Raw genomic sequence first — 24129 nt, 5'->3', positions numbered from 1 at the left:
ACGTGAACACTATCGAATCGGAAGCACTCCCCGAGCGTCGTCGCCGGCAACGGTACAGCGAGGTGTTCAAGGCGCAGGTGGTAGCTGCGTGCCAGGGAATCGGCGTATCGGTTGCTGCGGTCGCGCTGGAACACCGGCTCAACGCGAATCTGCTGCGGCGCTGGATCGATCAGGCGGAGGGGCGACTTCCCAAGAGACCGCTGGGTCGTCCACCGGCCACGCCACCGTCGCTGCCAGCCTTTGTGTCGGTGCCATTGGGAGCGCCGAGTCCGCACTCGGCAGAGATCCGCATCGAGGTGCGCCGGGGCGATCAGTCGATCACGGTCAGTTGGCCCGTGTCCGAAGCCGCCCAGTGTGCCGCCTGGCTGCGCGAGTGGATGCGGTGATCCGCGTCGACGAGATCTGGCTGGCGACCGATCCGCTGGACATGCGTGCCGGTTTCGACACGGCCTTGGCGCGCGTGGTCAAGGTATTCGGTGCCGCGCACCCGCACCATGCTTATCTGTTCGCCAATCGCCGCGCCAACCGCATGAAGGTCCTGATCCACGACGGGATCGGCATTTGGTTGGCAGCACGACGTCTGAATCAGGGGCAATTTGCCTGGCCGCACGCCGGCAGCGAACCGAAGCAGCATGAACTGACGCACGAACAACTGGCCGGCCTGGTGCTGGGCCTGCCGTGGCAACGCATTGGCGAGAGTGGCGTGATCCGTGTCGTCTGAGTACGACGGAGGCGTAAACAGTTCAGCTTCCACCACCTACAGCGTTCTGGCAGACTGGCCTGCATGAATCCCGCTGACCTCGACGCACTCACCCCGGAACAGTTGCGCGCCCTGACTGCGCAACTGATTGCAGAGGTCCAGTCGAAGGACCAGGCGATCCACGAGAAGGAGCGGGAAGCCAGTGAACGAGATCGGGAACTCCGCTACAAGCAGACCCGCATCGACCAGCTTACCCATGAGATCTCGATCCTCAAGCGCCAGCAGTTCGGCCGGCGTAGCGAACAGCTCAACAGCGAGCAGATGAACCTGCTCGACGAGGCGATCGATGGCGACTTGGTTGCCATCGAGATGGAGCTTGAGCAACTCGAGCCTACGCGAGCTGAACGGCAACGCGAGCAGCCGAAACGGGCACCACTGCCGCCGCAACTGCCACGCACCGACGTCCATCACGAACCGGACAGCACAACATGCCAGTGCGGTTGCGAACGCATACGGATCGGCGAGGACGTGAGCGAGAAGCTGGACTACACGCCGGGCGTGTTTACGGTGGAACGGCACATCCGCGGCAAGTGGGTGTGCAAAGCGTGCGAGACGCTGATCCAAGCGCCGGTTCCACCGCATGTGATCGACAAGGGCATGCCCACCGCCGGGTTGCTCGCGCAGGTGCTGGTCGTCAAGTACGGCGACCACCTGCCCCTGTATCGCCAGGAACAGATCTTTGGTCGTGCGGGACTGGCCATCCCGAGATCCACGCTGGGTGCCTGGGTGGGCCGGTGTGGCGTGCAGTTGCAGCCGTTGGTCGACGCGCTCGGCCAGGCCATCCGGCAACAGGCGGTGTTGCACGCCGACGAGACGCCGGTGCAAATGCTCAGTCCCGGCAAGGGCAAAACGCACCGGGCATACCTGTGGGCGTATACGTCGACTCAGTTCAGCGAACTGCGCGCGGTGGTCTACGACTTCGCCGAGAGCCGCGCCGGTGCGCACGCTCGCACGTTCCTGACGGGCTGGCACGGCAAACTGGTATGCGACGACTACAGCGGGTACAAGGCCTCGTTCCAGCACGGCATCACCGAGATCGGATGCGCGGCCCATGCTCGACGCAAGTTCTTTGAATTGCATGCCAACCACAGCAGCCATGTTGCGGGGCAGGCCCTGCCGTTCTTTACCGCGCTCTACGACATCGAACGCGAGGCCGCAGCACTGGATGTCGACGAACGGCAGCGGCTTCGACAGCGTCGGGCCAAGCCGGTGTGCGACGCCCTCTATGAATGGTTGATGGCGCAGCGCAAACTCGTTGCGGACGGCTCGACGATTGCGATGGCGCTGGACTACAGCCTGAAACGATGGGACGCACTCACGCGCTATCTCGATGACGGCAATGTGCCGATCGACAACAACTGGGTCGAAAACCAGATCCGACCGTGGGCAGTCGGCCGGTCCAATTGGTTGTTCGCCGGATCACTGCGTGCGGGTCAGCGCGCGGCCGCCATCATGAGCTTGATTCGATCGGCGCAACTGAACGGGCTCGATCCGCTGGCCTATCTGAAGGACGTCCTCACACGCTTGCCGACCCACAAGGCCAACGACATCGACGCGCTACTGCCGCATCGTTGGCAACCTCTCTCGACTGCCGCCTAAACCCGCTCGTCAAGACGGGTTGGCTGGTCGCTTACGGCCTGCTGAGCCAGCTTCCGCCGGAGTTCGATGGGGTGATTCGGGATGCCTTTGCGTGAACTTCTCTTCGGTGCGTCTGTTGCCACTGTGGTCCCCACTACTTTTCTGGTGGGGACTACTTGGGCAACTTCCCTTCATATCGTCGAGACGGTGCTGAGGACGCGCTTACCCTGCAACAGGTAAACGCCGATCTGATGAGCAATCCCCTGATCGCCGGGGGCGTGAAGCTCGAGAAGGAGGCGGCCGCCGGCGTAAAGCGGGCGAAGAACGATCTGATGAGCGACCCGCTGATTGCCGACGAGGTGGAGCTCGGCAAGATGGCGGGCTGGGTTGCTGGTGACATTGCCAGTTCGTCCGGCGACATCGCCAATGGGGCCGGCGTCGGCGTAGGTATGGGCAGCATAGCGGACACCCCTACCGGGATGGACCGTCGGCTCATCCTATAAAGCCGAACCTCACGCTTCCCATCCGAAGCAACACACCCGTCGCGTTCTTATTGCGACAAAACCGGTTATACGGTCCCATCCCTGCATTGTCCAAACCAGTCGGATCATTGAAACGGATCGCATTACCTGAGACATATGCATATTCAGCCTCATCACGGATGACTAATGCATTCCTGTACGAGTCGCCGAATATTCCGGACGGCTTCGTCAATTATCGCTCGATTCGCAGGGTCATTGAGGCACGCTTGAATGTCCGGCGCAAGCCCTTGCTCTTTTCGGTCAAGCCCTATGGCGTATACGGTCTCCAAAGCCCCCCATTCGCATCGAACTTTGTCTTTCCACGATTCATCGGCGACCTCGAGCGCTGAGAGTAGGGCCTTTATCCCTTTTATCAGGGCAGGAAGATCAAGCTTGCCTGTTTCGAACAGTCTCAATTGATCGTTCATCAATCTGTACTGCCGTTGGTCGTACTCCGTTTTCCAATCTTCAGTCATTTCACCATCCTATTGAGTAATTCGACCGCGAGAAACTGTAACAACCGTTCCAGTAGTTGAATCAGTAATTACTGTGATGTTATTGACGGAATCATAGTACGCAGTTGTCCCCGGCACTTTTCCTGGAATTTGCCCGCCGTTTTCGATCGTGTTGCTGACAACTGACGGGGTAATACCGTCGGCCTGCATCTCATCGAATGCATGACCCGAGTAATTTTGTCCGTTGACGGCTCCTGGAGAATTCGTGCCATTCGGAATGTCCATTGGGCTTCCAGACTGGCCCGTTGGTGTCGACGGATGCTTATCGCCCGCCAAGTTCTGAACTGCCCCGGTAGGAGCACCGTCGCTTAAGCCCCATGCCCAACGAAGGGCCGGTGCGAGTGCGCACTCGGGGCAAACCGGCTGCAGCCCGGGCTCACCCGGCCCGGAGCTACAGGAACCCCGCCCCGGCGGATCCCATGGATTGTATGGCCCCATTCCCGGATTGTCCAAGCCGAGCGGATCATTGAACCTTACTGGATTGCCCGAAACATAGGCGTACAGATTCCCCTCCGAATCGCTGGTCTCGCCAAGCGGATCGCGAGAGAGCCATCGCCCCTGAACCGCCCCGAGTTTTGTGGAGGCTCCAACTCTTGAGAGAATGGAGCCATGAACAAGAAGCCAAGCAAGTTTTCCCCGGAAGTCCGAGAGCGCGCAGTGCGCCTCGTACGCGAGCAGCGTAGCGAGCACCCGTCGATGTGGGCGGCAGTCGAATCGATTGCGCCGATGATCGGCTGCACGCCGCAGACGTTGTTGGATTGGGTTAAGCGCGACGAGGTCGACCGTGGAGAGCGCGATGGCGTGAGTACGGCCGAGCGTGAACGCATCAAGGCCTTGGAGCGCGAGGTCAAGGAACTGCGCCGGACCAATGAGATTCTCAAACTGGCGAGCGCGTTTTTCGCCCAGGCGGAGCTCGACCGCCGTTTCAAGTCCTGAAGGCCTTCATTGATCAGCATCGCGACACCTTCGGGGTCGAGCCGATCTGCAAGGTCTTGCGGATTGCCCCGTCGGGCTACCGACGCCATGCAGCACAACTTCGCGATCCGTCGAAGCGCTGCGCCCGCGCGAAACGCGATGAGCTTTTGCAACCGGAGATCAAGCGTGTCTGGCAGGCCAACATGCAGGTCTACGGCGTGCCGAAGGTCTGGAAGCAGATGAACCGGGAAGGCATTGCAGTGGCACGCTGCACGGTCGGACGGTTGATGAAACTGCAGGGCTTGCGTGGCGCAGTTCGCGGTAAGCGTGTTCGCACGACGATTCCCGAGGTGACCGCGCCGCGCCCGCTGGACCGAGTCAACCGGCAGTTCAAGGCTGACCGACCGAATCAGCTCTGGGTGTCGGATTTTACGTATGTCTCGACATGGCAAGGCTGGCTGTACGTGGCATTCGTGATCGACGTGTTTGCCCGCCGTATTGTTGGCTGGCGCGTCAGCTCGTCGATGACCACGGACTTCGTTCTGGATGCACTTGAACAAGCGCTGTACGCCCGCCAACCGGGTGAGGACGGGACTTTGATTCATCATTCCGACAGAGGGTCTCAATACGTCAGCATCCGCTACAGCGAACGGCTGGCTGAGGCCGGCATCGAGCCGTCGGTCGGCAGCCGGGGCGACAGCTACGACAATGCGCTGGCCGAGACGATCAACGGCCTGTACAAGACGGAACTGATTCATCGGCGCGCCCCTTGGAAAACGAGGGAATCCGTCGAACTGGCAACGCTGGAATGGGTCGCCTGGTACAACCGTCATCGGCTGATGGAACCGCTCGGCTATATCCCGCCTGCTGAAGCTGAGGCAAACTACTACAGGCAACTCAGAAATGCCGCTGACGTGTCCGCATTAACTTAAACCAACCAGCCTCCACGATTCCCGGTGCGGTTCACCCCGACACAGGATCGTAGGCGCGGAACTTCGTCAGGTAGAGGCCGCTATCCGCATTGGTGAACATCCCCGCATACCCATAGTCGGTGAGCGTGGCAGTCGACTGCAACACGGCGCCATAGGCATCATAGTCGTAAGTCGGTGCGCTTACGCTAGTAAAGACACGTCGGACCGATCCGAGTTGATCGACCGCGTAATAGTCGGATCGCGCCGGACTTCCGGGCTGGAATTCGCCTTCGGGGTAGTAGCCGCGCGTCACGGCGTTGCTGGCGCCTCTCGCCTGGCATGGGCGCGGCCCACACCAGATGTACGAAGTCGTTACCGCTGCGCCGCCACCCGCCGGCGTACTGCTGATTGATATTCGACGCCCCAGCCCGTCGTAGGTGAAACTGGTGGCCTTGCCGGACTGGCCGGGATACGCGATCGCGACCAGTCTGTTTTCTGCGTCCCAGCTATACGTACGCCCTCCATCCGACAGGAGATTTCCGTTGGCGTCATACGTTAAAGGCTGGCTCGCCGGTGGCGGATTCGAAAGCGTCGTGAGCTGATTGAGAACGTTGTAGGTCGCCGTCTGCGTCGTCGTGCTCGGCGGATAAGGGATCGTTGCGTCGCTCGTTTGAGTGGTGCCCGTTGTGAGGTTCTCGTCGTTCGACGTATATTGGAACGTCGTGTACTGGCCAGAGGACAATCCGGTCGTACTGATGCCTGAAAGACGCCGATCACCTGAATTCGGGAGATAGCTCCATGTCGTCCCGAGCGAGGAACTAGCGAGTTGACGCGACGCTATCTGACGGGTCTGGCCGAGATAACCGAGCGTGAAGGAACCCAGATCACTAGCGTGGGTCACGAGCCGGCCAAGCGCGTCGTACTGGAAAGTCTCCGGCCCAGCACCTGCAACCGTTCGGGTGCTCAATCTGCCAAGCGCGTCATACGCATAGGAGATTGTCCCGTTCGCAAGCGGTGTGCTCTCCAGCTGACGTTGAAGGGCGCCGAAGGTCCCGACAGGCACGTAGCTATATTGCGTGGTGCCCGTGCCATCGCTCATCGACACGATACGGGGGAAATACGCGTCATACGAGAAGGAAACGTTCGGCGTCGGGTTGACCGCACCAGCGTATGTGATCGCAGTTACCGCGTTGTCCTTTGCATAGGTGAATTGCTTGGTTTGTCCCAACGCGTCGGTAATTGACTTCACGCGACTCGTCGTGTTCTCGTACGTGTAGGAGACCTTGCTCGAATCCGCGTAGGTTTTCGTCGTTAAGCGGCCTTGCACATCATAGGCCCAGCTAGTGACGTTACCTTTCGGGTCGGCTCGACTGACAAGCCGTCCGCTTGGATCGTAGTTCAGCAGCGTCTGCCGCCCGCCTGGATCGACTATCGATGTTCGCCGACGGTTCGCATCGTACGTATAGCGCCAGACCCGACCGATTCGATCGGAATATGAAACCAGATCTAGCTTGTCATAGGTGAAGCTCTTGTACGTCCCGTCGGGGTAGGTGACGCGAGTAACGCGATCAGCATTGTCGTAGCGATACGATACTTGCCACCCCTCCGAATCGGTAAACGTGGCGACGCGATTGAAAGCGTCGTACGTGTACGAGGCCGAAGTTACCGCGTTGGCATTGGTAACTGATGTCAGGTTGCCGTTCGGATCGTATTGATAACGCGTCGTCTGGCCAAGCGGGTTCGTCGTCGCGGTCAACTGTCCCGCCGCGTTATACGTGTTAAACGTTGTCTGCCCCGCCGCGTCGGTATGCACGATCGGCCGGTGCTGATAGTTGTAGGTGTACTGGTCAAGGGTTGTCCGAGCACCACCAGCTGTTGTCTGCACTACAGCTGCAAGATCGATCTGGTTGGGAATACTGAACCCGGTCGCACGGCCTACTGCATCAACCGCTTGATTCTGGTTGAAGAAGCCAGAAATATCGTACGAAGCCTGCGTCAGCTGGGTTGAGCCGTCATCGAGAACGCGTCCAGTCGCAATTGGGCTACTGTAGCTTCCGGCGTAGACGCTCTGAGTCTGCCCCGGATAGACAAACCAGACCCGGTTCTCGAGCGGATATTTCATGCTCTCGATCGTTGTCGATTTTGTCGCGGCCACGCCCGGCACGTGGGCAAAATGCGTATCCCGCGCCTTCGTATAGTCACAACCGCCCGTCTGCGTGCAGCCCGCAGTGATGTACGCGCTCTTATCCCAATGAAAGCTGTTTCGATACGAGAGATACTGGTTGGTCAGAGTAATCGGCATGCCTTGCGGTACGCTAGCGGTTGGATCGCTATCGGGGATTGAAGCTGGTTCAAGCCACTCCTCGCGCTCGTGATATCCGAGGGGATCAGTCACGTCGACAAACCGGGGCGGTCCACTTGTGCCTGGCGACGTGTACGAGAAGCTCGTCGTGCCATACGGCGTCGTCATTTGATTGATCAGCGAGTTGATGTCGTAGACGAAACTCGACGTCAATCCGATGACGTCTGTGATCGAGGTGAGCCGGCCAGAGTTGTCGTAACGCAGGATCGCGCTGCGCCCGAACGGATCGGTAATTTGAGTGACAACCAACGGCCAGCCGGATAGTCCATACGAGAAGGTCGTTTGCCTACCCGTCGCATCGCTAATCGACGTCAATCGCAGTTGACTGTCGTAGTTCAAGGTGACTGCATTTCCCTGCGGGTCAATCACTTGACTCAGGAAGATTTTCCGCGGATATGCAACGCTGCCGTCGGACTGCGCATAGACTTCGACACCACCGTTCGCGAGCAGGCGTCGGTAGATGATCGGCGATTGCGACGCAAGCACGAGCACTGAGCCGTCGTCATTTTGCTGTGTAAAGCGCCCAGTGCCGACCCCGTACCCGGTGTAGTAGTACGCCCCGCCGCCCGGAAGGTAACGTGATACGTTACCGCCTGCATTCGTCGGGTCGTCAGTCACGTAGGTCAGCCAATTCAATGTCCACTTCTGGCCAACGTTGAAGAACGTGAAATTGGCAGGCTGGCTGTCTTCGCGCTGGTTGTACGTCACCTTCACTTTCATGGAGGCGCCAATCGGTGGCACGTAGCCGACCGGGGTGTCCGACAAAGTAACGCCGACGGTCGCCTCCTTGATGTCGTAGCCGCACATCGGACTATTGCAGTTGTTCGGTCCGTTGTTGGCGGTCGGATCGTTGGCGTCGCCCGGTTGGACCGCGCTCGTGGGACCTTTACCCCATATGGATTCGGCCTCCTCCTTGGCGACCACTCGCCAGCCCGGTTGCAGAGGCGTACTGGCTGGAATCAGGAAATATCCGCTCGCTTCGGTGTCAAGAGCCTTGTCCTTCGTCCAAAGACCGTCGCCCGCGAACACCGGATCCTGCACGTGATACCGGCCATTGGCGTGACCAAGGATCGCCCCAAAATGCCCGACGTTCCAATGAACGATCGACGGCACCGGGACCGCTTGGCCCGGTTGGCGGTATACGACACGAGACGCAAACTTCGCGTTGCCGGCGAGCTGCTCGAGCTCCGCCAGATTCGTCCCGTTTGAGCCCGCTCGGTAGTATTGCAGTCGGTCCGCCTTCCGATTATGCGCGTCGTGGGAGAGAATCATCAGCCTCAGCGCAACCGGGCCGCAGTTGAACAGGTGACGAGGATCCTTGTTCACCAGAGCCAGTTGCTCATGCGCCTGCTGGACTAGTTCGGTCGCAGACCCCGCGATCGGCCGGTCGCCCATCTCATCGAGGAGATCTGACAGATTTTGCATTTGGCCAAGCGACGCGTACAGCGCAGCGAGTTCACCCACAGCGCGATCGACGACCGCCTTGGCTTTCGGTTGCGTGGCATCTTTGCCGAGCAGCCATGCTTGCTTCCACGCGTCGATAGCCCTGGAGAAATAGCCTTCGTGGAGATACGCAAAGCCGAGGTTGGTATAGATTGCCGGCGCCCAGCCGGAGCGCGGATATTGCACGAGGAAGGAAGCCAAACTGTTGGCGTCACCTGGCTCCTTAGCGGCGCGATATGTCGATAGTGCGTTCGTCAGCGCTGAGTCTTCGTCTGGTGTTGTGATGCTGCCGCGTACGAGCGGCTCTGCGAAGCCGGCGACGCGTATGGACGCGGAGTCGCCAGCTGGAATTGCCGCGGCAGACTCTCGCGCCGGCTGCGATTGTCCGCGGCCTGCGAGCGGGAACAGGATAAATGCGGTGCTCAGGAGCGCGAGGAGGCGTCGTGCATTCGCTATTTTCATTCTCAACCTCGGATGTCTTGTCCAGAAGCAACGGCAATGCAGTTCCTATCTGAAGGCGATATCTTCAGTTTGGTGGAGGTCGGAACAGAGGGGACAGGGTTATGAAGGCGTCCAAGGTACGCAACCCCATACGCCCGCACCCCATGTCATTGGGGGCACCCCGTTTCCTGCGGTATTGGATTGAGCGGTCCTGTTCCCGTTAGCGTCGTAGCTGTATGCGACGCAGACGCCGTTGTCATAGAGAACCGTCGTGACGCGGCCCAGTAGGTCATAGGTGTATTGCGCGGATGTGGTCGCCGCATCCGCGGACACGGAAGCCAACATACAAACCAAGATGGCAACCCAATAAATGCCACGCGGTCCATTTCCGACGAACATGCGCCCCTCTACCGAAATGCCATCAAGTTGGACAACCTATCAATCTGCGCCACGGGTGACAAACCTGAAATATCGCCTTCTGGAGTTCTCGGAAGCTACTGTCGGGAGCGGCCTTTTCTTACACAGGTCGCCCGAGCGGCACATAAGGCTTCATATGCGTTCGACCGCTTGTGGCTCCTGGAGGGCTGCAGTAGCCTACTAGCGCCTGATCCGCCATAACGAATAACTCACAGGCCAAGATTGGTTTGGTATGGTGATATTGATAGCGCCGATAACGGAGGGATTCGGGCCTTGGTCCATCTGAAAAATGTTTTCAAAGAAATAGCTGTGACCCAAGGCGCTCGCCACAAGTCCATCCGACGAAAATTGAAAATCCAGCGTCACCCCCATGTAAACCGTGCTGGTATTCTGCACCTGTGCAATATTGGTAACACCTCCAGAGCTTGTTAGCGCACCGGCGGCGGCACCACTGGCATTTATGTACCCGCCAGTCGTGAACCATGTTGGGGTGGGAAGCGTCGTGTCGCCGAACTGCATCTTGATATAGTCAGTCGCAACGCCGCCGCTCGCACGCGGACCTAATCGAATCGCGAGACGGTAGTCAAAATTCAGGGTGTCCAGACCGGTGATAGCGAAGTGATTGACGGTGCCCAAGTTTACAGAGGCGACGAGCGTGAAGTCACCGCTGCCGGCCTGTGGAACCCAACTCGGGTTCGCGCCGCCACCGTTGGTACTCAGCACGTAGCCGCCAATGCCGGGCCCAAGCGCCGCCCACCCAGATGATCCGCGATAGAGAATGGAGCCCTGTGTCGAGCCGAATGCGCTGTCCAGCGCGCCCGACAAATTTGTCGTCATCCGCCCGGCAGCAAGATCGCCGGAAGTGAGGTTGGAGGCGTCTGTGGTGCAGGTTACCAATGCATTGAAATTCCCCATGACCTGTGTCGCGTCCGCAACTTGGCCATTCGTTAATACGTTGGGGACTGTGCACGTTGCGTTAGCGGCTGCCGAAATTACAAATACAAGAAGGCAACCTATCTTAGTGATCGTAAATCGCCCCATAGTCTCATCCCATTTTGGATGTATTTTTGAGTGCCGCGCCTCATACTCGACGGCAATCACCGCTAATGTCAACAAATTTTTTAAATATTTTCTCCTCCCTCAGTTGCAATAGCACCGGAGACGCCCGTCTGCAGGCTGAATTCGTTAGGGACATACATACTAACCTTTTCGAAAGTATTGTCATGCTCATGAGACAATACAGGTATGAAATCGAAACGCACATCGGACGGCCGGAAACTGGACCACGCGACGTTGCAGGCGATGCGCCAGCAAGCGGTGAAAGCCATACGTGAAGGACAGGACGTGGCGAGTGTGGCTGCGGCCTACGGGGTGAACGAACGCAGCGTGTATCGTTGGCTGGCCGACTTCGCTAACGGCGGACAGAACGCCTTGCTGGCCAAGCCGATACCAGGCCGACCGCCCAAGGTCAGTGCCGAAGAGATGCGCTGGCTGGCACAAGCCGTGCGGGACCACACTCCGTTGCAGTTCAAGTTCGAATTCGGGCTGTGGACGCTGTCGCTGATTGCCGCGCTGATTGAGCGGCAGTTCGGCAAAAAACTGGCGCTTTCCGGGGTGAGTCGCATCATGAAGCTGTTGGGCTTCACGGCGCAGAAGCCGCTGTATCAGGCGTGGCAACAGGACGCGACGCTGGTTCGGCAGTGGGAGTTCGAAACCTACCCGGCGATCCGAGCCGAGGCACGGGCAGTTGGAGCGACCATCTACTTTGCCGATGAGTCGGGCATTCGTTCGGATTACCACACGGGTACGACATGGGCACCGCAGGGCTGCACGCCGGTGGTGGAAGTGACGGGCAAGCGTTTCTCGCTGAACATGATTTCGGCGGTCAGTCCTCAGGGCGAGTTCCGCTTCATGGTGCATGACGGTGCCGTCACCGCCGCCGACTTCCGGGAGTTTCTCAGTCGCCTGATGCTCGGCGCACGCGAGCCTGTGTTCCTCGTACTCGACGGCCATCCGGTTCACAAGGCCAGACTGGTCCAGGATTACGTGAAGGCGCAGAAGGGACGCCTGAAGCTGTTCTATCTGCCGCCTTACTCGCCGCACCTGAACCCCGACGAGCAAGTTTGGGCACACGTGAAGCGCAGCGTCTCCAAACGCCTCGTGCAGTCCAAAGACGAAATGAAGCGACTGGCCATCGGTGCTCTGCGCCGTATCCAGAAGTTGCCGGCACTGGTGAAGTCCTTCTTTCGCCGGCCCGGATGCCAATACGCCTCTACGTGACATTTCTTTCGGAAATCTTAGTAAGTCGGTTGTCGTGAAACTAACAAGCATGACGCGCGACAAAAGTGTCATATTCGGCTCGCGATTGCTCGCCGACAAATTTCTCGATACGCTGCATAGTCCATTTTCGCGCGGGGGTGCGACCGATGGACCACTGGCGACTGCCGTACCTTGGCCTGCGACACGTTCCGCATGAGCTGACCGAGTTCGAACTCAATACCTTCTTCACGTTCTCGGCTCGCGAGCGTGCAGTGATTGACGGCCGTCGCTCACACCTGTACCGCCTGGCCGTCGGTCTCCACCTTGGTTTCATACGCATGACCGGGCGCACGCTCGACGCCTACAAGCAAGTGCCCAAACGTCTTTGGCACCACCTGGGCGAGCAACTCGGCAGCGAGCCCCCCGACCTTGGTACTCTGCGCGCGCTGTACGACGACCGGACCGATACGCTCGCCGACCATCAGAAGCTCGCCTACGAGGCGCTTGGGTTTCGGCCGATGGCCGAGCACCAACGGCGTTACGTGGTGCGCTGGCTCAAGGAGCGGTTATCGGGTCGACAGGATCGTAATACGGCGCTGTACGACCTCAAGCAGTGGTTCTACGAACACCGGATTCTGATCGTTCAGGACCGCGCACTTCGGCAGCTCATCGTGCAGGCGGTGCAGGATGTCGAGGTCGCGCTCACGCACCGTCTCGAGGCGTCGTTCGGCGCCGCGACGCTTGATCACTGGGGCGCGCTGCTACCGCGGCCCGAGGCAAGCGGCGCCAGCCTCCAGCAGTGGCTGTGGTCCGTACTATTACGGAATTCGACGAACCAGATGGGGGATCTGTTTCGCAAGATCGAGCGCCTGACCAAACTGGGCGTCCATGATCGCTGGCCGGCCGAATGCAACGAGGCGGTGATACGCCACTATGCGAGACGGTGTGCCAATCGTCCGCCGTCGGTCAGCAAGCGCATACAGCAACCGGCTCGCCGGCTGGAGGCCGCGTGTTTCATGCGCTATGCATTGTGCGTCGCAACCGACCAACTGCTATGGATGCTGAGCCGCTGGCAGCGCAAGATCGTCAATGAGGCGCGCGCCAAGGTCGACATCACGCGGTCGGACTTGAAAGCGCAATTGCGCCATTTCGCCACCGAGGTGAAGGCGATCGCTATCGACAGCAGCCTGCCACACGACAAGGCCCTCGAGCGCCTTGCGCAACTGGCCGACACGACGCTTGCGCAAGGCGGACCAAGCCGGGCGAGCCTTGTGCGAGCGCAGCTGCTGACGAAGCAGCGCGTCGCCCGGGCGATGCTGGCGAAACTGCTCACGCTGCCATTCGAGTCACTGGCCCCGCACCCAGTCATAGGCGCGTTGGAGGTGCTGAGAACGCTGTACGTCTGCCACGTGCGGAAATTGCCTTCCGACGTCCCGGTCCAACTCGGGCGGGCTTGGCAAGCCGTCGTGGAGGGCGACGACCGTGCGAACGCCTTGCTGGCCTTCGAGTGGGCCACCCTGTCGGCCCTGCGGGTCGCGCTGCGCAACGGATCGGTATTCGTCGGGCACAGCTTCGCGTTTCGCAGCCAGGCGACGCTGCTGATTCCCGATGCGATCTGGCAAGCCCAGCGCAATCACTACTACGGCCACCTGAAGCTGCCGCAGGACCCCGAGGAATTCCTCGCCCCGGTCTGCGAGCATCTGAACGAAGGACTCGAACGGCTGCAGCAGGCGTCCGTGCACGGCGAGGTTCGTGTCGACAGGGCGATCCATCTCGACGCAGCGTCGGCACAGCGAGCGGAGCCGGCCATAGAGGCGTTGCGGCGCGCGATCTTTGGGACGCATCCCGATGGGCAGTTACCGCGCATCATTCTGGAAATCGACAGCGAGACCCGATTCAGCTGGCTACTGCTGGGCCGTGAACCTCGCTCCCGCATCGAGCTGCTGATGGTCTACGCCGCCGTGCTCGCCCACGGCACGTCGATGTCCGCCGCGGAAGTCGCCCGCATGGTGCCGGAGCTTTCGGCCGGAGCGATCCGGCAGATGATGCACCGTGTGGCCGACAAACGTGTGTTGCGGCAAGCCGCCGACGCGGTGCTCGAGTTCATGCACCGCCATCCGATTGGCGAACACTGGGGGCGAGCCGATCTCGCTTCGTCCGACATGATGTCGCTGGAAACCACCCGCACCGTGTGGCAGGCGCGCGCCGATCCACGCCGGCGTACCGCATCGATCGGCATCTACACGCATGTGCGCGACCGCTGGGGGATCTTTTACGACCAGCCGATCATTCTCAACGAGCGTCAGGCAGGTGCCGCGATTGAAGGCGTGATCCGTCAGGAGGGGACTGATGATGTGGCGCAGCTCGCCGTCGACACGCACGGCTATACGGACTTCGCAATGGGGCTGGCCCGCGCGCTCGGCTTCGATCTCTGTCCGCGGCTCGCGCATCTGCGTGATCGGCGCCTGCATGTGCCGGTTGGCTTTGCCGTGCCGGATGGGTTGTCGGCCGTCGTCGACTGCGACGTGCGGCTCGAAGAAATCGGCGGAATCTGGGACGACTTCGTGCGCGTTGTCGCGTCGGTGCAAAGCGGTCACTGCACAGCCGTGCAGGCGCTGACGCGTTTCGGTTCAGCCGCACGCGGCCAGCCGCTATACGACGGCGGCGTCGCACTGGGCAGACTGTTCCGAACGATTTTCCTGATCGACTATTTCACGATGCCCGCGTTCCGCACCGAACTGCAGCACGTGCTCAATCGCGGTGAAGCGATACATACGGTGCAGCGCGCGATCCACCAGGGCAAGATCCCAGCCGAGCTCACGCGGCACCGTCATTCGATCATGGCCGTCTCATCGGCCCTGAGCCTGTTGACCAACGTCGTGCTGGCGTGGAACACGATGCACATGCAACAGGCGGTCGACCGCATCGAGACGCTTGGACAATTGCCGGTCCGACCGGAATACCTGCGGCGCATCGCGCCCACGTTTCTGGAGGGTATCAATCTGCGCGGCACATTCGACTTCCCGGTGGCGGATTTCGCCGATCGCCTAATGCCGAGCGTCGCGATCAGCGAGCCAGTCCGCGGATCGCATCAGGCGCGTGGATAAGGCGGATCGGAGTGCGCTCATGAGACGGACTTTTCGTCCGTTAAGGCCCATGCGACATGACGGCCCAGCCAATTGAGCCCGGACACGCGCCGCTTGCGGGCCTCTCTAACCAAGGAGCGATCCTCCCCTGGGCAAGCTGGTCTGCAAAGAACCGTGACGGCAACCGCTCTCCCGGCACGGCTTACAGCCAGCCGGCCCGCATTAGCGCGCGCTGATCCATATCAACCCGGGTAACGCGAAGGCGACGATTATTACCAAATTGGGCCTAGGACTATCAAGTCGGCCGGACCATTGATCGACCTCAGGAGATCCGTCATGAAAAAACTCGTTGTTGCCGTCATCGCCGGCCTTGCTCTCAGCGGCCAGTTGCTGCCAGCAAGCGCAGCGGCACAAGGCACGCAGACGAAAAAAGCCACCCCGGCTCAGGTGCCAAACACCGCTGAATTCGACAAGCAACTGGCCCAAGTCCAGGAGCAGATGAAAGCGATGCAGGCTCAGATGGACCAGATCCGCCAGACGCAGGATCCGCAAGAGCGGCAGCGGCTTTTGCAGCAGCACTGGGCGACAATGCAAAGCGCCATGAACGCGATGCACGGACTATGGGGGCCGGGCATGATGGGCGGTCCTGGAATGATGGGCGGGCCAGGGATGATGGGCGGAGCGGGCCCCGGCTGTTGCGGAGGCGGTTGGGGGCATATGGGCGGCTACTACTCCAACCTGACGCCCGAGCAGCTTCGGCGACGCCAGTACATGTCCGACCAGTATCTGAACATGCAGCAGCAGATGATGAACAATATGATGTGGAACCAGCAGTACTGGATGGGGCCGCCAGCTCCGTCGAAATAAATGCGGCCCCCGCCGAGAACGCGATCGAACCTCTTGGTGGAGTTCAAGGGGCTGCGCCTGCCGCACCGGTAAGCCGTCGATCGACCGAAACGCTGATCTGAATCAATCGTCAATGCCGTCGTACTCTTACCCTCAAAACGGATTGCCAGATCGAAGACAAGGCGGCGAAGGCAGTGTATGAAGCGGGGGTCTATGTTCAGGCTAAGCGCGCCAATTCTATTTGCCGGATTTGGCGCGCCGTTCGCACTCGGTCAAATCCCGCCCGGACCTCCCGGGCAGCCGAACTTCCAGTCTTCTGGTCCTGCAATTGACGATGCGGACCGCGGGGCGCGTCTTGCAGCAAGCAAGTGCGCGGCCTGCCATGGCGCCGACGGCAATAGCACGAACGCACAATACCCAAAACTGGCGGGCCAAAAAGCCGCCTACCTGTATTCGCAACTTAGGGCGTTCAAGGACGGATATCGCCGCTCGGAGGTCATGTCGGGCATCGCCGCGACGCTCTCCAACGCTGACATCGCCGACGCCGCAAGCTTCTTTAGTCAACAGTCGGTGCATCCAGATCCGGTCAAAGACCCTCGCTTAAAGGCCGATGGTGAGCGAATCTTTCTTTATGGTGCGCGTTCCGGGAGGGTACCCGCGTGTGCCATGTGCCACGGCTCGACCTCGCAAGCAGGCATGCCCATGATGGGAATGATGCCGATGATGGCTAATGTCCCAAGCCTGAACGGACAGCATTCGGCCTATATCATCGATCAGCTAAACCGCTTCGCGAGCGGCGAGCGTCAGGCCATGATGATGGGCGGGATCGCCGCAGCCCTGAGCGATAGCGATAAAAAGGCGATCGCCGAGTTTCTATCCAACCTTCCGAGATGACTCGCCTTGGGCCGTGGCGATAGGGTCCGATATTCGATGCTTCATCTGGACCAACCAGGAGATATTCAGTGAATTATTATTTCGCCAAGACGCTGCCGATTGACTTCGACGACGCAGTTCGCCGTACGACTGAGGTACTGAAGGCCGAAGGCTTCGGCATCGTCACTGAAATCGATATCCAGGACACCTTGAAGAGGAAGGTCAACGTCGATTTTCGCAGGTACCGCATCCTTGGTGCGTGCAACCCGGTCCTGGCTCACGTGGCGCTCCAGATCGAGGACAAGGTCGGGACGATGCTGCCCTGCAACGTCGTGGTCCAGGATATGGGTGGTGGGCGAACGGAAGTCGCTGCCATCGACCCCGTCGCCTCTATGCAGGCGATCGACAATCCTCGCCTCAAGGACGCGGCCGCGCGCGTACAGGCAAAGTTACGCAGGGTGATCGAAGGTCTCTAATTTTCAGAAGGAGCCACCGTGGTAGCCGCGGTCGCGGACACGACATACCCTGGCGCTGCCGCGGAGGCCTTCGCCGTCCAGATGCCGAGCCGCATCAGACTCAGCCCGAAGTGGGGAAATGCATCCGGTTCGCGGCGCCGGTGAACGCAAGGCGCAGATCGCGCGCGATTACGGGATCAGCCGCGAAACGCTGCACCAGTACCTTCGCTCGTTGAGGTGAACCGTGCCACATCGCGTTTGAGCGACGAAATCATTACGATCATAAAACAGATGGGATATCGTCCAGAATGCCAGTTTCGTCGGCACCCTCAAGATGACCAATTGATCCACCTGCTAGATCCCGACGGCCATCGCTTTAGAAATCTGATGCGTCGAGCTTGATGCGCTCGCCGTGGCTGGGCAACTCGCGTCGACTTATCGCAAGCGCGATTTGTACCTTGTGGAGTTCGAATGTGGCAAGCAGCCAATCAGGGGTCGTTGTGGTAACACCGAACCTGTCGCGGATGACGGCTGCTGGGAGTTTGACTGCGGCGTATCCCCAGCCTTGCCCATATGCGGAGAATAGAAGGCCTGAGTCGTCACAGACAACGGGATGAGTGAGACAAGTGACCGAGCTATCCATCCCCCGTGGGGGCAGGTCTTGTGTCGAGCCTTCGGAATTCAACATAACAGTATAAAAATTCAAATGTTCTGTTCGCGGCAGCGCCGAGGTAACGTCAGCATTCTGGGCGGGAAGGGATGCATAGCGCAGTCTCATGTGCGACCGCGCTGAGTGCCCAGCAAGGCACATGTCCGGTCGCGCGATCTACCTGTATACCCGGCATCGTTGTGTCCGGCTATCCGGGCATCTTGAAATTCCTCAAGGTATGCCCTACACCCGAAACAACACTTCAAGAAATATAGAAATTTGTGCACTGCACCGCATCGGAATGGTTGCGGTCGCCACAACTTCGAGCGAAGTCCATTTCGTACGCACATTCAGACGATCAGCTTGTCCCCCTGTCGCAACGGAGGCGACCATGAGTCTCAACCGCAGACAATTCCTCAAACTCACGGGCGGAGCCGCCACCGCGGCAACCGTTGCCGGCGCGCCGTCGGCGCGGGCCGCCCAGGCGGATGCGGGGCGAACGACGTTGCCCTATGTCCCCAAGGTCATTGCCCGCGCCGGGCAACTGCGAGAGAACGTCCCGCTCGCGTTCACCTTCCCGGATGCCTCTTCGCCGTGCGCCGTCGTCAAGATGGGCACACCCGTGCCCGGCGGCGTCGGCCCTCAGCGAGATATCGTCGCGTTCAGTGTGCTTTGCACGCACATGGGCTGCCCGGTTTCGTATGACGCGGCCACGCGCGAATTCAAGTGCCCATGCCACTTCAGCACCTTCGATGCCGAAAAGGCTGGCCAGATGATTTCGGGGCAGGCCACCGAGAAACTTCCCGCGATCGTGCTCGACTACAACGCAAGCGACGGCACGGTGCGAGCGATCGCAGTGGATGGGTTGATCTACGGCCGCCAAGCCAATCTCCTGTAGAGAGGACGATCATGGCTACCAACAAGGATCGGGTGGCGCTCCCGCCCGTTCAAGCTCAGCGCACCAATCTGACCTGCCATTTCTGCATCGTCGGATGCGGATACCACGTGTTCAAATGGCCGGAAAACACCGAAGGCGGGCGCGCACCGAATCAGAACGCACTCGGGCTGGACTTCCGCACGCAGTTGCCGCCGTTGTCCATCGTGATGACGCCGGCCATGCAGAACACGATCACCGACAAGGATGGTCGCCGGTACAACATCATGGTCGTGCCGGACAAGGCATGCAGCGTCAATCGCGGCTTGTCGTCGACGCGCGGCGGGCAGCTCGCGAAAGTGATGTACAGCCCGGATGGCGGTGTCGCCAAGGAGCGCCTGCGCAGCCCCCGCGTGTATCTGGCCGATCAGTGGATGGACACGAGCTGGGACGACGCGCTGGCGCTGTATGCCGGCCTCACCCAAAAGATCCTCGATCGCGACGGTCCGTCAGGACTGGCATTCGACTGCTTCGATCACGGCGGCGCCGGCGGCGGATTCGAGAATACGTGGGGCACGGGCAAGCTGATGTTCACCGCGCTCAAGACGCCGCTCGTGCGCATCCACAACCGGCCGGCCTACAACTCCGAGTGCCATGCCACGCGGGAAATGGGCATCGGCGAACTGAACAACAGCTACGAGGACGCCGAGCTGGCCGACGTCATCATGGCGATCGGCTGCAATTCGTACGAAACGCAGACCAACTATTTCCTCGCTCACTGGATGCCTAACCTGCAAGGGCAGACGATCGACAAGCGCAAGCAGCATTTCCCCGGCGAGAGCATCGAGGCGGCCAAGATCATCTTCGTCGACCCTCGCCGCACCACCACGGTCGCGATCGCCGAGCACATCGCCGGCAAGCAGAACGTCCTGCATCTGGACATCGAGCCCGGCACCGATATCGCACTGTTCGACGGCCTGCTGACCTACGTGGTCGATCAGGGTTGGCACGACAAGACTTTCATCGCGACGTACACGAACGGGTTCGACGATGCAGTGCGGATCAATCGCCTGTCGCTGGACGAGACCAGCCGCATCACCGGCGTGCCGGTCGAGCGGCTGAAGCAGGCGGCCGACTGGGCCTATAAGCCGAAGGCGTCTGGGCATCGGCCGCGGGCCATGCACGCGTACGAGAAAGGCATCATCTGGGGCAACGACAATTACCTGATCCAGTCCGCGCTGGTCGACGTCGTGCTGGCAACGCATAACGTGGGCCGGCGCGGTACCGGGGTCGTGCGAATGGGCGGGCATCAGGAAGGCTATACACGCCCACCCTATCCCGGGAACACCAAGATCTATGTCGATCAGGAGATCATTCACGGCAAAGGGATGATGTACACCGCGTGGGGAGCGAATCCGTTCCAGACGACCTTGAACGCAGAGGAGCACCGTGCAGTCATCCTGCATCGCGCCGGCATCGTGCGGGAAGCGATGGCGCGCGAGCGCGGCGCATCGACCGCGCAGCTCGTCGATGTCGCGTATGACGCGGTGAAGAACAAGGGCGGGCTGTTCGTCACCAACATCAATCTCTATCCGACCAAGCTTGCCGAAGCCGCCCACCTGATGCTGCCGGCGGCACATCCGGGCGAAATGAACCTCACCTCAATGAACGGCGAGCGGCGCATGCGTCTCTCGGAGCGCTTCATGGATCCGCCCGGATCTGCGATGCCGGATTGCCTGATTGCGGCGGCGATCGCGAACACGCTCAAGCAAATGTACGAGGCCGAGGGCAAGCACGATATGGCTGTGCGCTTCGGCGGCTTCGACTGGAAAACCGAGGAAGACGCGTTCAACGACGGCTTCCGGCAGGCTGGGCAAGCGGGCGTTGCGCCGATCGACAGTCAGGGCGGCAAGACGGGCAACCTGGTCACCTACGCGCGGCTTCGCGCGATGGGCAACAACGGCGTGCAATTGCCGGCCAAGGCGTACGAAGGCGGCAAGCTGATCGGCACCGAAATGCTCTACACGGACGGCAAATTCGACACGGCTGACGGCAAGGCCCAGTTCAAGCCGGCCAAATGGACCGGCTTGCCGAAGCCGGTTGCCGATCAGAAGGCGAAGTACCGGTTCTGGATCAACAACGGCCGCGTCAACGAAGTCTGGCAGACGCTTTACCACGACCAGTACAACGAGTTCGTGCGCGAACGCGTACCGATGGCTTTTCTCGAGCTCAACCCGGACGACGCGCACTCGCTCGGCATCACGTCCGGCGATGTCGTCGAGGTCTTCAACGACTATGGTTCGACCTACGCGATGGCCTACCTCGAGCCGTCGATCAAACGCGGCCAGACCTTCATGCAGTTCGGGCATTTCAACGGCATCATGGGCAACGTGACGACCCCTTGGACCGACCGCAACGTCGTGCCGTACTACAAGGGGACGTGGGCCAACCTGCGCCGGGTGGGTGACGTGCAGGACTTCAAGGAGACCGTGAGCTTCAAGAGCCGACGAATCGACGTGACCTGAAACAAGACGGCGCGTGGTAAGCACGACACGGTAGCCCCCGATTGGGCCCCGTCCGGCGATTGCCGCCATGATGCAGCGCGCCGGCTGCTGCCAATCGGCCAGGCTGGTGTCCGACATGCCGCCCAAGTGTCCGCTCACGGGGCGGCATACGTCGGACACGCTTGATGCTTAGTGCGTCAGCGCCTTCGATGCCACACCCTTGATGGCACTGATAACGCTTTCGACATTGGCGTCCGGATGCGGACGGGTGATGACGAACAGCGTCTGTTCGATCTTGCTGTCATTCGGGATCACGCGTACGTCCGCGCGCTGGCTCGCCGGAAGAGCAGAACTCATGAAGCCGATCGCGCCCGGCGTTGCTGCGACCACGGCGGGGATCTGGCTGGCAAGATCGACGACCTTGGTTGCGGTCGGGAAGTCCTTGCCACCGAGCAGGTTGCGGTTGATCTCGGTCCGCATGGCGCCCGTGCTCTGCTCCGAGACGAGAATGACCGGCTGATCGGCGCCGCCAACCTCCTTCCAGTTCGCGATCTTGCCGGTCAGCAGGCCGACGAGTTGGCTCTGCGACAGATGAGCGACCTTGTTCGACGGGTTCACGATGAAGAGGACCTCGGCATGACCGAGATTCACGACATTGAACTCATTCTGATCGATCTTCAACCCTTTCAGGTTGGGCGTCTTGCCGAGTTGTTCGGCAACGTCCTTGAACGGGGCCGAGGTCATCGCGATATCGGCCGAAAAGCCGATGAGATCGGTCAAGCCCTCACCGGAGTTGCTCGCAGTGACCTTCAGCTTTTGACCCGACAGGCGTTCAATATCCGCCGCATAAGGCGTGATCAGAACGCTGTTGACCGTGGTGGAACCGCGGACATCCACGGTATCAGCCAGAGCTGAAAGCGACTGCGTGGCGACCAGAGCGATGGCGGCTGAAAGAACGAGACGCTTGAGGCGCATTTAGATTTGCTCCAAAGTGGGTATGGACTGCCCCGATCTGCATGGTTCAGGCCGAGGCCATGTTGCAACTCGTAATATTTGCAACATTCAATAATTGTTGAACTATTAAATGACAGACGTGTGTCTCGCACGCCTCAGGACTAGGGGCATCGCGCGCCAGATCAGGAATTGACCCGGCGCAAACCTAAAGTTCGTTTAGCATTACGTTCCATGGACAAAAGCACGGCGACCACAGTCTTCGAATCTCTCTCGTCTGGCGTGCGACTGGACGTGTTCCGGTTGCTCGTCCGGAAAGGCGAAGAGGGAATGGTCGCGGGCGATATCCGAGCCACGCTCGATATTCCGCCCACGAATTTGTCCTTCCACCTCAAGGCCATGACTCATGCCGGGCTGATCCACGCGACGCAGGAAGGGCGTTTTCTGCGCTACCGCGCCAACCACCGCATGATGCTCGACCTGGTCGCCTATCTCACCGAGGAGTGCTGCGGTGGCCAACCGGAACGCTGTGGAGACCTCGAGCCGCACGCCATCTGCCCCGAGTGCGCTGACCAACACGAGCAGGATGGGCAATGACGCTCCGGCCAAGGGGGGCGGAGTGTTCCCACAGCACCTGGCCGCGCCCGTAGCGGCCTAGACAACACAGTCTGATCGGCATCGGCACATCCGGCAATCCACCTTGTCGTCAAAAGTGGCCCCCGCGCTCGTCAGCGGGCGGACGCGCGGGCGAAAATCGGGGCTGTGCTTTCTCCAATATTTCAATTATCATCGAAACATGGAAACAAATTCTGTCGTCCGCGCCCTAGGCGCCTTGGCTCAGGAGTCCCGGCTGGCCGTTTTTCGGTTGCTTGTGGAGGCCGGTCCGGGCGGGATGCCCGCAGGTCAGATCGCCGAACGACTGGGCATCGCACCGTCGTCATTGTCGTTCCACATGAAAGAGCTGACCTATTCGAATCTCGTGACGGTCGAGCAACGTGGCCGCTTCATGATCTATTCGGCAAATTACACGGCGATGAACGGCCTGCTGGGCTTTCTGACCGAAAACTGCTGCGGAGGCAATCCCTGCACGCCGGTGCGCGTGGGTGCTTGCAAGGTCTCAGAGGAGAACAAGTCGTGAAACGTCTGCACATTCATCTTTCCGTCGAAGATCTGGCGGCCAGCATCCACTTTTATTCGGCGCTCTTTGCGAGCCAGCCGACGGCAAGCCGATTGGCGTGCCGGTGAAATCTTCCCCCTGCTGCTGAGGTTCGACCATGAGCGACAAGCCCTACAACGTGCTGTTCGTATGCACCGGCAATTCCGCCCGATCGATCCTGGCCGAGGCATTGATGAGCAAGCTCGGCAATGGACGCTTCGCCGCCTATTCGGCGGGCAGTCACCCGAAAGGCGAGGTGAATCCCTTCGCGCTACGCGAGCTTGAACGCTGGCATCTGCCGGCGGATGGGTATCGGAGCAAGAGCTGGGACGAGTTCGCCCAACCCGAAGCACCCGTACTGGATTTCGTCTTTACCGTGTGTGACAAGGCCGCGGGCGAAGTCTGCCCGGTATGGCCGGGGCAGCCTATGACCGCGCATTGGGGCGTACCCGACCCGGCCGAGGTGGAAGGCTCCGACGAACGAAAGCAACAGGCCATGCACGAGGTTGCGCTGACACTGAGACGCCGCATCGATCTGCTGCTGTCGGTACCGATCGCAAAACTCGACAACGTCGCGCTCCAGAAGGCCGTGCGCGACATTGGACAACAGTGA

At 60.3% G+C, this 24129-nt stretch carries 21 protein-coding genes, 2 pseudogenes and 1 other annotated feature; of the genes and pseudogenes, 16 read left to right on the top strand and 7 right to left on the bottom strand.

From position 1 onward, the window contains the following. The first annotated feature begins 2 nt into the window (after positions 1–2). The 3 genes from tnpA (at position 3) to tnpC (ending at position 2359) form a co-directional block, all read left to right on the top strand. On the top strand, positions 3–386 hold the full coding sequence (gene tnpA, locus AK36_RS32175) for an IS66-like element accessory protein TnpA (RefSeq protein ID WP_158348967.1): 384 nt from the start codon (positions 3–5) through the stop codon (positions 384–386). After that, positions 374–721 carry an IS66 family insertion sequence element accessory protein TnpB gene (tnpB, locus tag AK36_RS27915; protein WP_080938779.1) on the top strand — a complete coding sequence of 116 codons (348 nt, stop codon included), beginning with the start codon at positions 374–376 and terminating at the stop codon, positions 719–721. Before tnpA ends, tnpB begins: the two co-directional genes overlap by 13 nt. A gap of 63 nt (positions 722–784) precedes the next feature. Continuing rightward, entirely contained in the window at positions 785–2359 is a 1575-nt protein-coding gene (gene tnpC, locus AK36_RS27910) for an IS66 family transposase (protein ID WP_045579725.1), read from the top strand. Positions 2360–2394: 35 nt separating this feature from the next. On the opposite strand, the pseudogene AK36_RS34665 reads toward tnpC, so the two are convergent. After that, a pseudogene (locus AK36_RS34665) lies at positions 2395–2493 on the bottom strand (IS66-like element accessory protein TnpA); the annotation flags it as partial. 96 nt (positions 2494–2589) lie between these two features. On the opposite strand from AK36_RS34665, the gene AK36_RS27905 reads away from it, so the two are divergent. Beyond that, positions 2590–2841, top strand: coding sequence for a hypothetical protein (locus AK36_RS27905; protein ID WP_059462736.1), 252 nt, complete (start codon positions 2590–2592; stop codon positions 2839–2841). Between the two features lie 152 nt (positions 2842–2993). On the opposite strand, the gene AK36_RS33495 is transcribed toward AK36_RS27905, so the two are convergent. The 3 genes and pseudogenes from AK36_RS33495 to AK36_RS34775 all read right to left on the bottom strand — a co-directional run. After that, the gene (locus AK36_RS33495; protein WP_144410685.1) at positions 2994–3335 is read right to left on the bottom strand and encodes a hypothetical protein; all 342 of its coding nucleotides are present in this window, start codon (positions 3333–3335) and stop codon (positions 2994–2996) included. A 9-nt stretch (positions 3336–3344) separates the two neighbouring features. Continuing rightward, complete coding sequence (locus tag AK36_RS34490) at positions 3345–3599, bottom strand: DUF4258 domain-containing protein (RefSeq protein ID WP_224383436.1); 255 nt, start codon at positions 3597–3599, stop codon at positions 3345–3347. Between the two features lie 273 nt (positions 3600–3872). Further along, positions 3873–4064 (bottom strand): annotated as a pseudogene (locus tag AK36_RS34775) (hypothetical protein); the annotation flags it as partial. Here AK36_RS34775 and AK36_RS27895 point away from each other — a divergent pair. After that, positions 3984–5221 (top strand): IS3 family transposase gene (locus AK36_RS27895; RefSeq protein ID WP_106919311.1). Its coding sequence is split into 2 segments (ribosomal slippage): positions 3984–4275 and positions 4275–5221, totalling 1239 coding nucleotides; the frame shifts between segments, so codons are not numbered across the junction. The pseudogene AK36_RS34775 and the gene AK36_RS27895 sit on opposite strands and share 81 nt — an antisense overlap. After that, positions 4265–4381, top strand: a sequence feature (AL1L pseudoknot). It overlaps the preceding gene by 117 nt. A gap of 31 nt (positions 5222–5252) precedes the next feature. Here AK36_RS27895 and AK36_RS27890 read toward each other — a convergent pair. Together AK36_RS27890 and AK36_RS27885 are read right to left on the bottom strand one after the other, a co-directional pair. Beyond that, positions 5253–9467 (bottom strand): cysteine peptidase family C39 domain-containing protein, encoded by a 4215-nt coding sequence (locus AK36_RS27890; protein WP_080938778.1) that lies wholly within the window; start codon positions 9465–9467, stop codon positions 5253–5255. Positions 9468–10043: 576 nt separating this feature from the next. Further along, on the bottom strand, positions 10044–10778 hold the full coding sequence (locus tag AK36_RS27885) for a hypothetical protein (protein WP_045579723.1): 735 nt from the start codon (positions 10776–10778) through the stop codon (positions 10044–10046). A gap of 330 nt (positions 10779–11108) precedes the next feature. Here AK36_RS27885 and AK36_RS27880 point away from each other — a divergent pair, with 330 nt between their 5' ends. The 8 genes from AK36_RS27880 (at position 11109) to AK36_RS27850 (ending at position 21430) form a co-directional block, all read left to right on the top strand. Continuing rightward, positions 11109–12143, top strand: coding sequence for an IS630 family transposase (locus AK36_RS27880; RefSeq protein ID WP_045579722.1), 1035 nt, complete (start codon positions 11109–11111; stop codon positions 12141–12143). A 146-nt stretch (positions 12144–12289) separates the two neighbouring features. Further along, a complete protein-coding gene (locus AK36_RS27875) occupies positions 12290–15229 on the top strand; it encodes a Tn3 family transposase (protein ID WP_045579721.1) in 2940 nt (979 codons plus the stop codon). Between the two features lie 315 nt (positions 15230–15544). Continuing rightward, positions 15545–16075, top strand: a complete 531-nt coding sequence (locus AK36_RS27870; RefSeq protein WP_045579965.1) for a hypothetical protein — start codon at positions 15545–15547, stop codon at positions 16073–16075. 192 nt (positions 16076–16267) lie between these two features. Continuing rightward, positions 16268–16948, top strand: a complete 681-nt coding sequence (locus AK36_RS27865; RefSeq protein ID WP_224383416.1) for a c-type cytochrome — start codon at positions 16268–16270, stop codon at positions 16946–16948. A gap of 68 nt (positions 16949–17016) precedes the next feature. Continuing rightward, a complete protein-coding gene (locus AK36_RS27860; protein WP_045579720.1) occupies positions 17017–17403 on the top strand; it encodes a DUF302 domain-containing protein in 387 nt (128 codons plus the stop codon). 118 nt (positions 17404–17521) lie between these two features. Then, complete coding sequence (locus AK36_RS34660) at positions 17522–17623, top strand: helix-turn-helix domain-containing protein (protein WP_327796267.1); 102 nt, start codon at positions 17522–17524, stop codon at positions 17621–17623. Between the two features lie 799 nt (positions 17624–18422). Further along, positions 18423–18929 (top strand): arsenate reductase (azurin) small subunit, encoded by a 507-nt coding sequence (locus AK36_RS27855; protein WP_045579719.1) that lies wholly within the window; start codon positions 18423–18425, stop codon positions 18927–18929. Positions 18930–18940: 11 nt separating this feature from the next. Further along, positions 18941–21430 (top strand): arsenate reductase (azurin) large subunit, encoded by a 2490-nt coding sequence (locus AK36_RS27850; RefSeq protein WP_045579718.1) that lies wholly within the window; start codon positions 18941–18943, stop codon positions 21428–21430. A gap of 168 nt (positions 21431–21598) precedes the next feature. On the opposite strand, the gene AK36_RS27845 is transcribed toward AK36_RS27850, so the two are convergent. Next, on the bottom strand, positions 21599–22384 hold the full coding sequence (locus AK36_RS27845) for a substrate-binding domain-containing protein (protein WP_045579717.1): 786 nt from the start codon (positions 22382–22384) through the stop codon (positions 21599–21601). A 210-nt stretch (positions 22385–22594) separates the two neighbouring features. Between AK36_RS27845 and AK36_RS27840 the strand changes: the two genes are divergently transcribed. The 3 genes from AK36_RS27840 (at position 22595) to AK36_RS27830 (ending at position 24129) form a co-directional block, all read left to right on the top strand. Next, positions 22595–22957, top strand: a complete 363-nt coding sequence (locus AK36_RS27840; RefSeq protein WP_045579716.1) for an ArsR/SmtB family transcription factor — start codon at positions 22595–22597, stop codon at positions 22955–22957. Between the two features lie 199 nt (positions 22958–23156). Further along, on the top strand, positions 23157–23498 hold the full coding sequence (locus tag AK36_RS27835) for an ArsR/SmtB family transcription factor (RefSeq protein ID WP_045579715.1): 342 nt from the start codon (positions 23157–23159) through the stop codon (positions 23496–23498). Positions 23499–23634: 136 nt separating this feature from the next. Then, complete coding sequence (locus tag AK36_RS27830; RefSeq protein ID WP_045579714.1) at positions 23635–24129, top strand: arsenate reductase ArsC; 495 nt, start codon at positions 23635–23637, stop codon at positions 24127–24129.

Origin of the sequence: Burkholderia vietnamiensis LMG 10929 (assembly GCF_000959445.1) — a bacterium.
GTDB lineage: Bacteria > Pseudomonadota > Gammaproteobacteria > Burkholderiales > Burkholderiaceae > Burkholderia > Burkholderia vietnamiensis.
The sequence above is the reverse complement of the archived record's forward strand: the minus strand, read 5'-3'. Positions and strand labels throughout refer to the sequence as shown.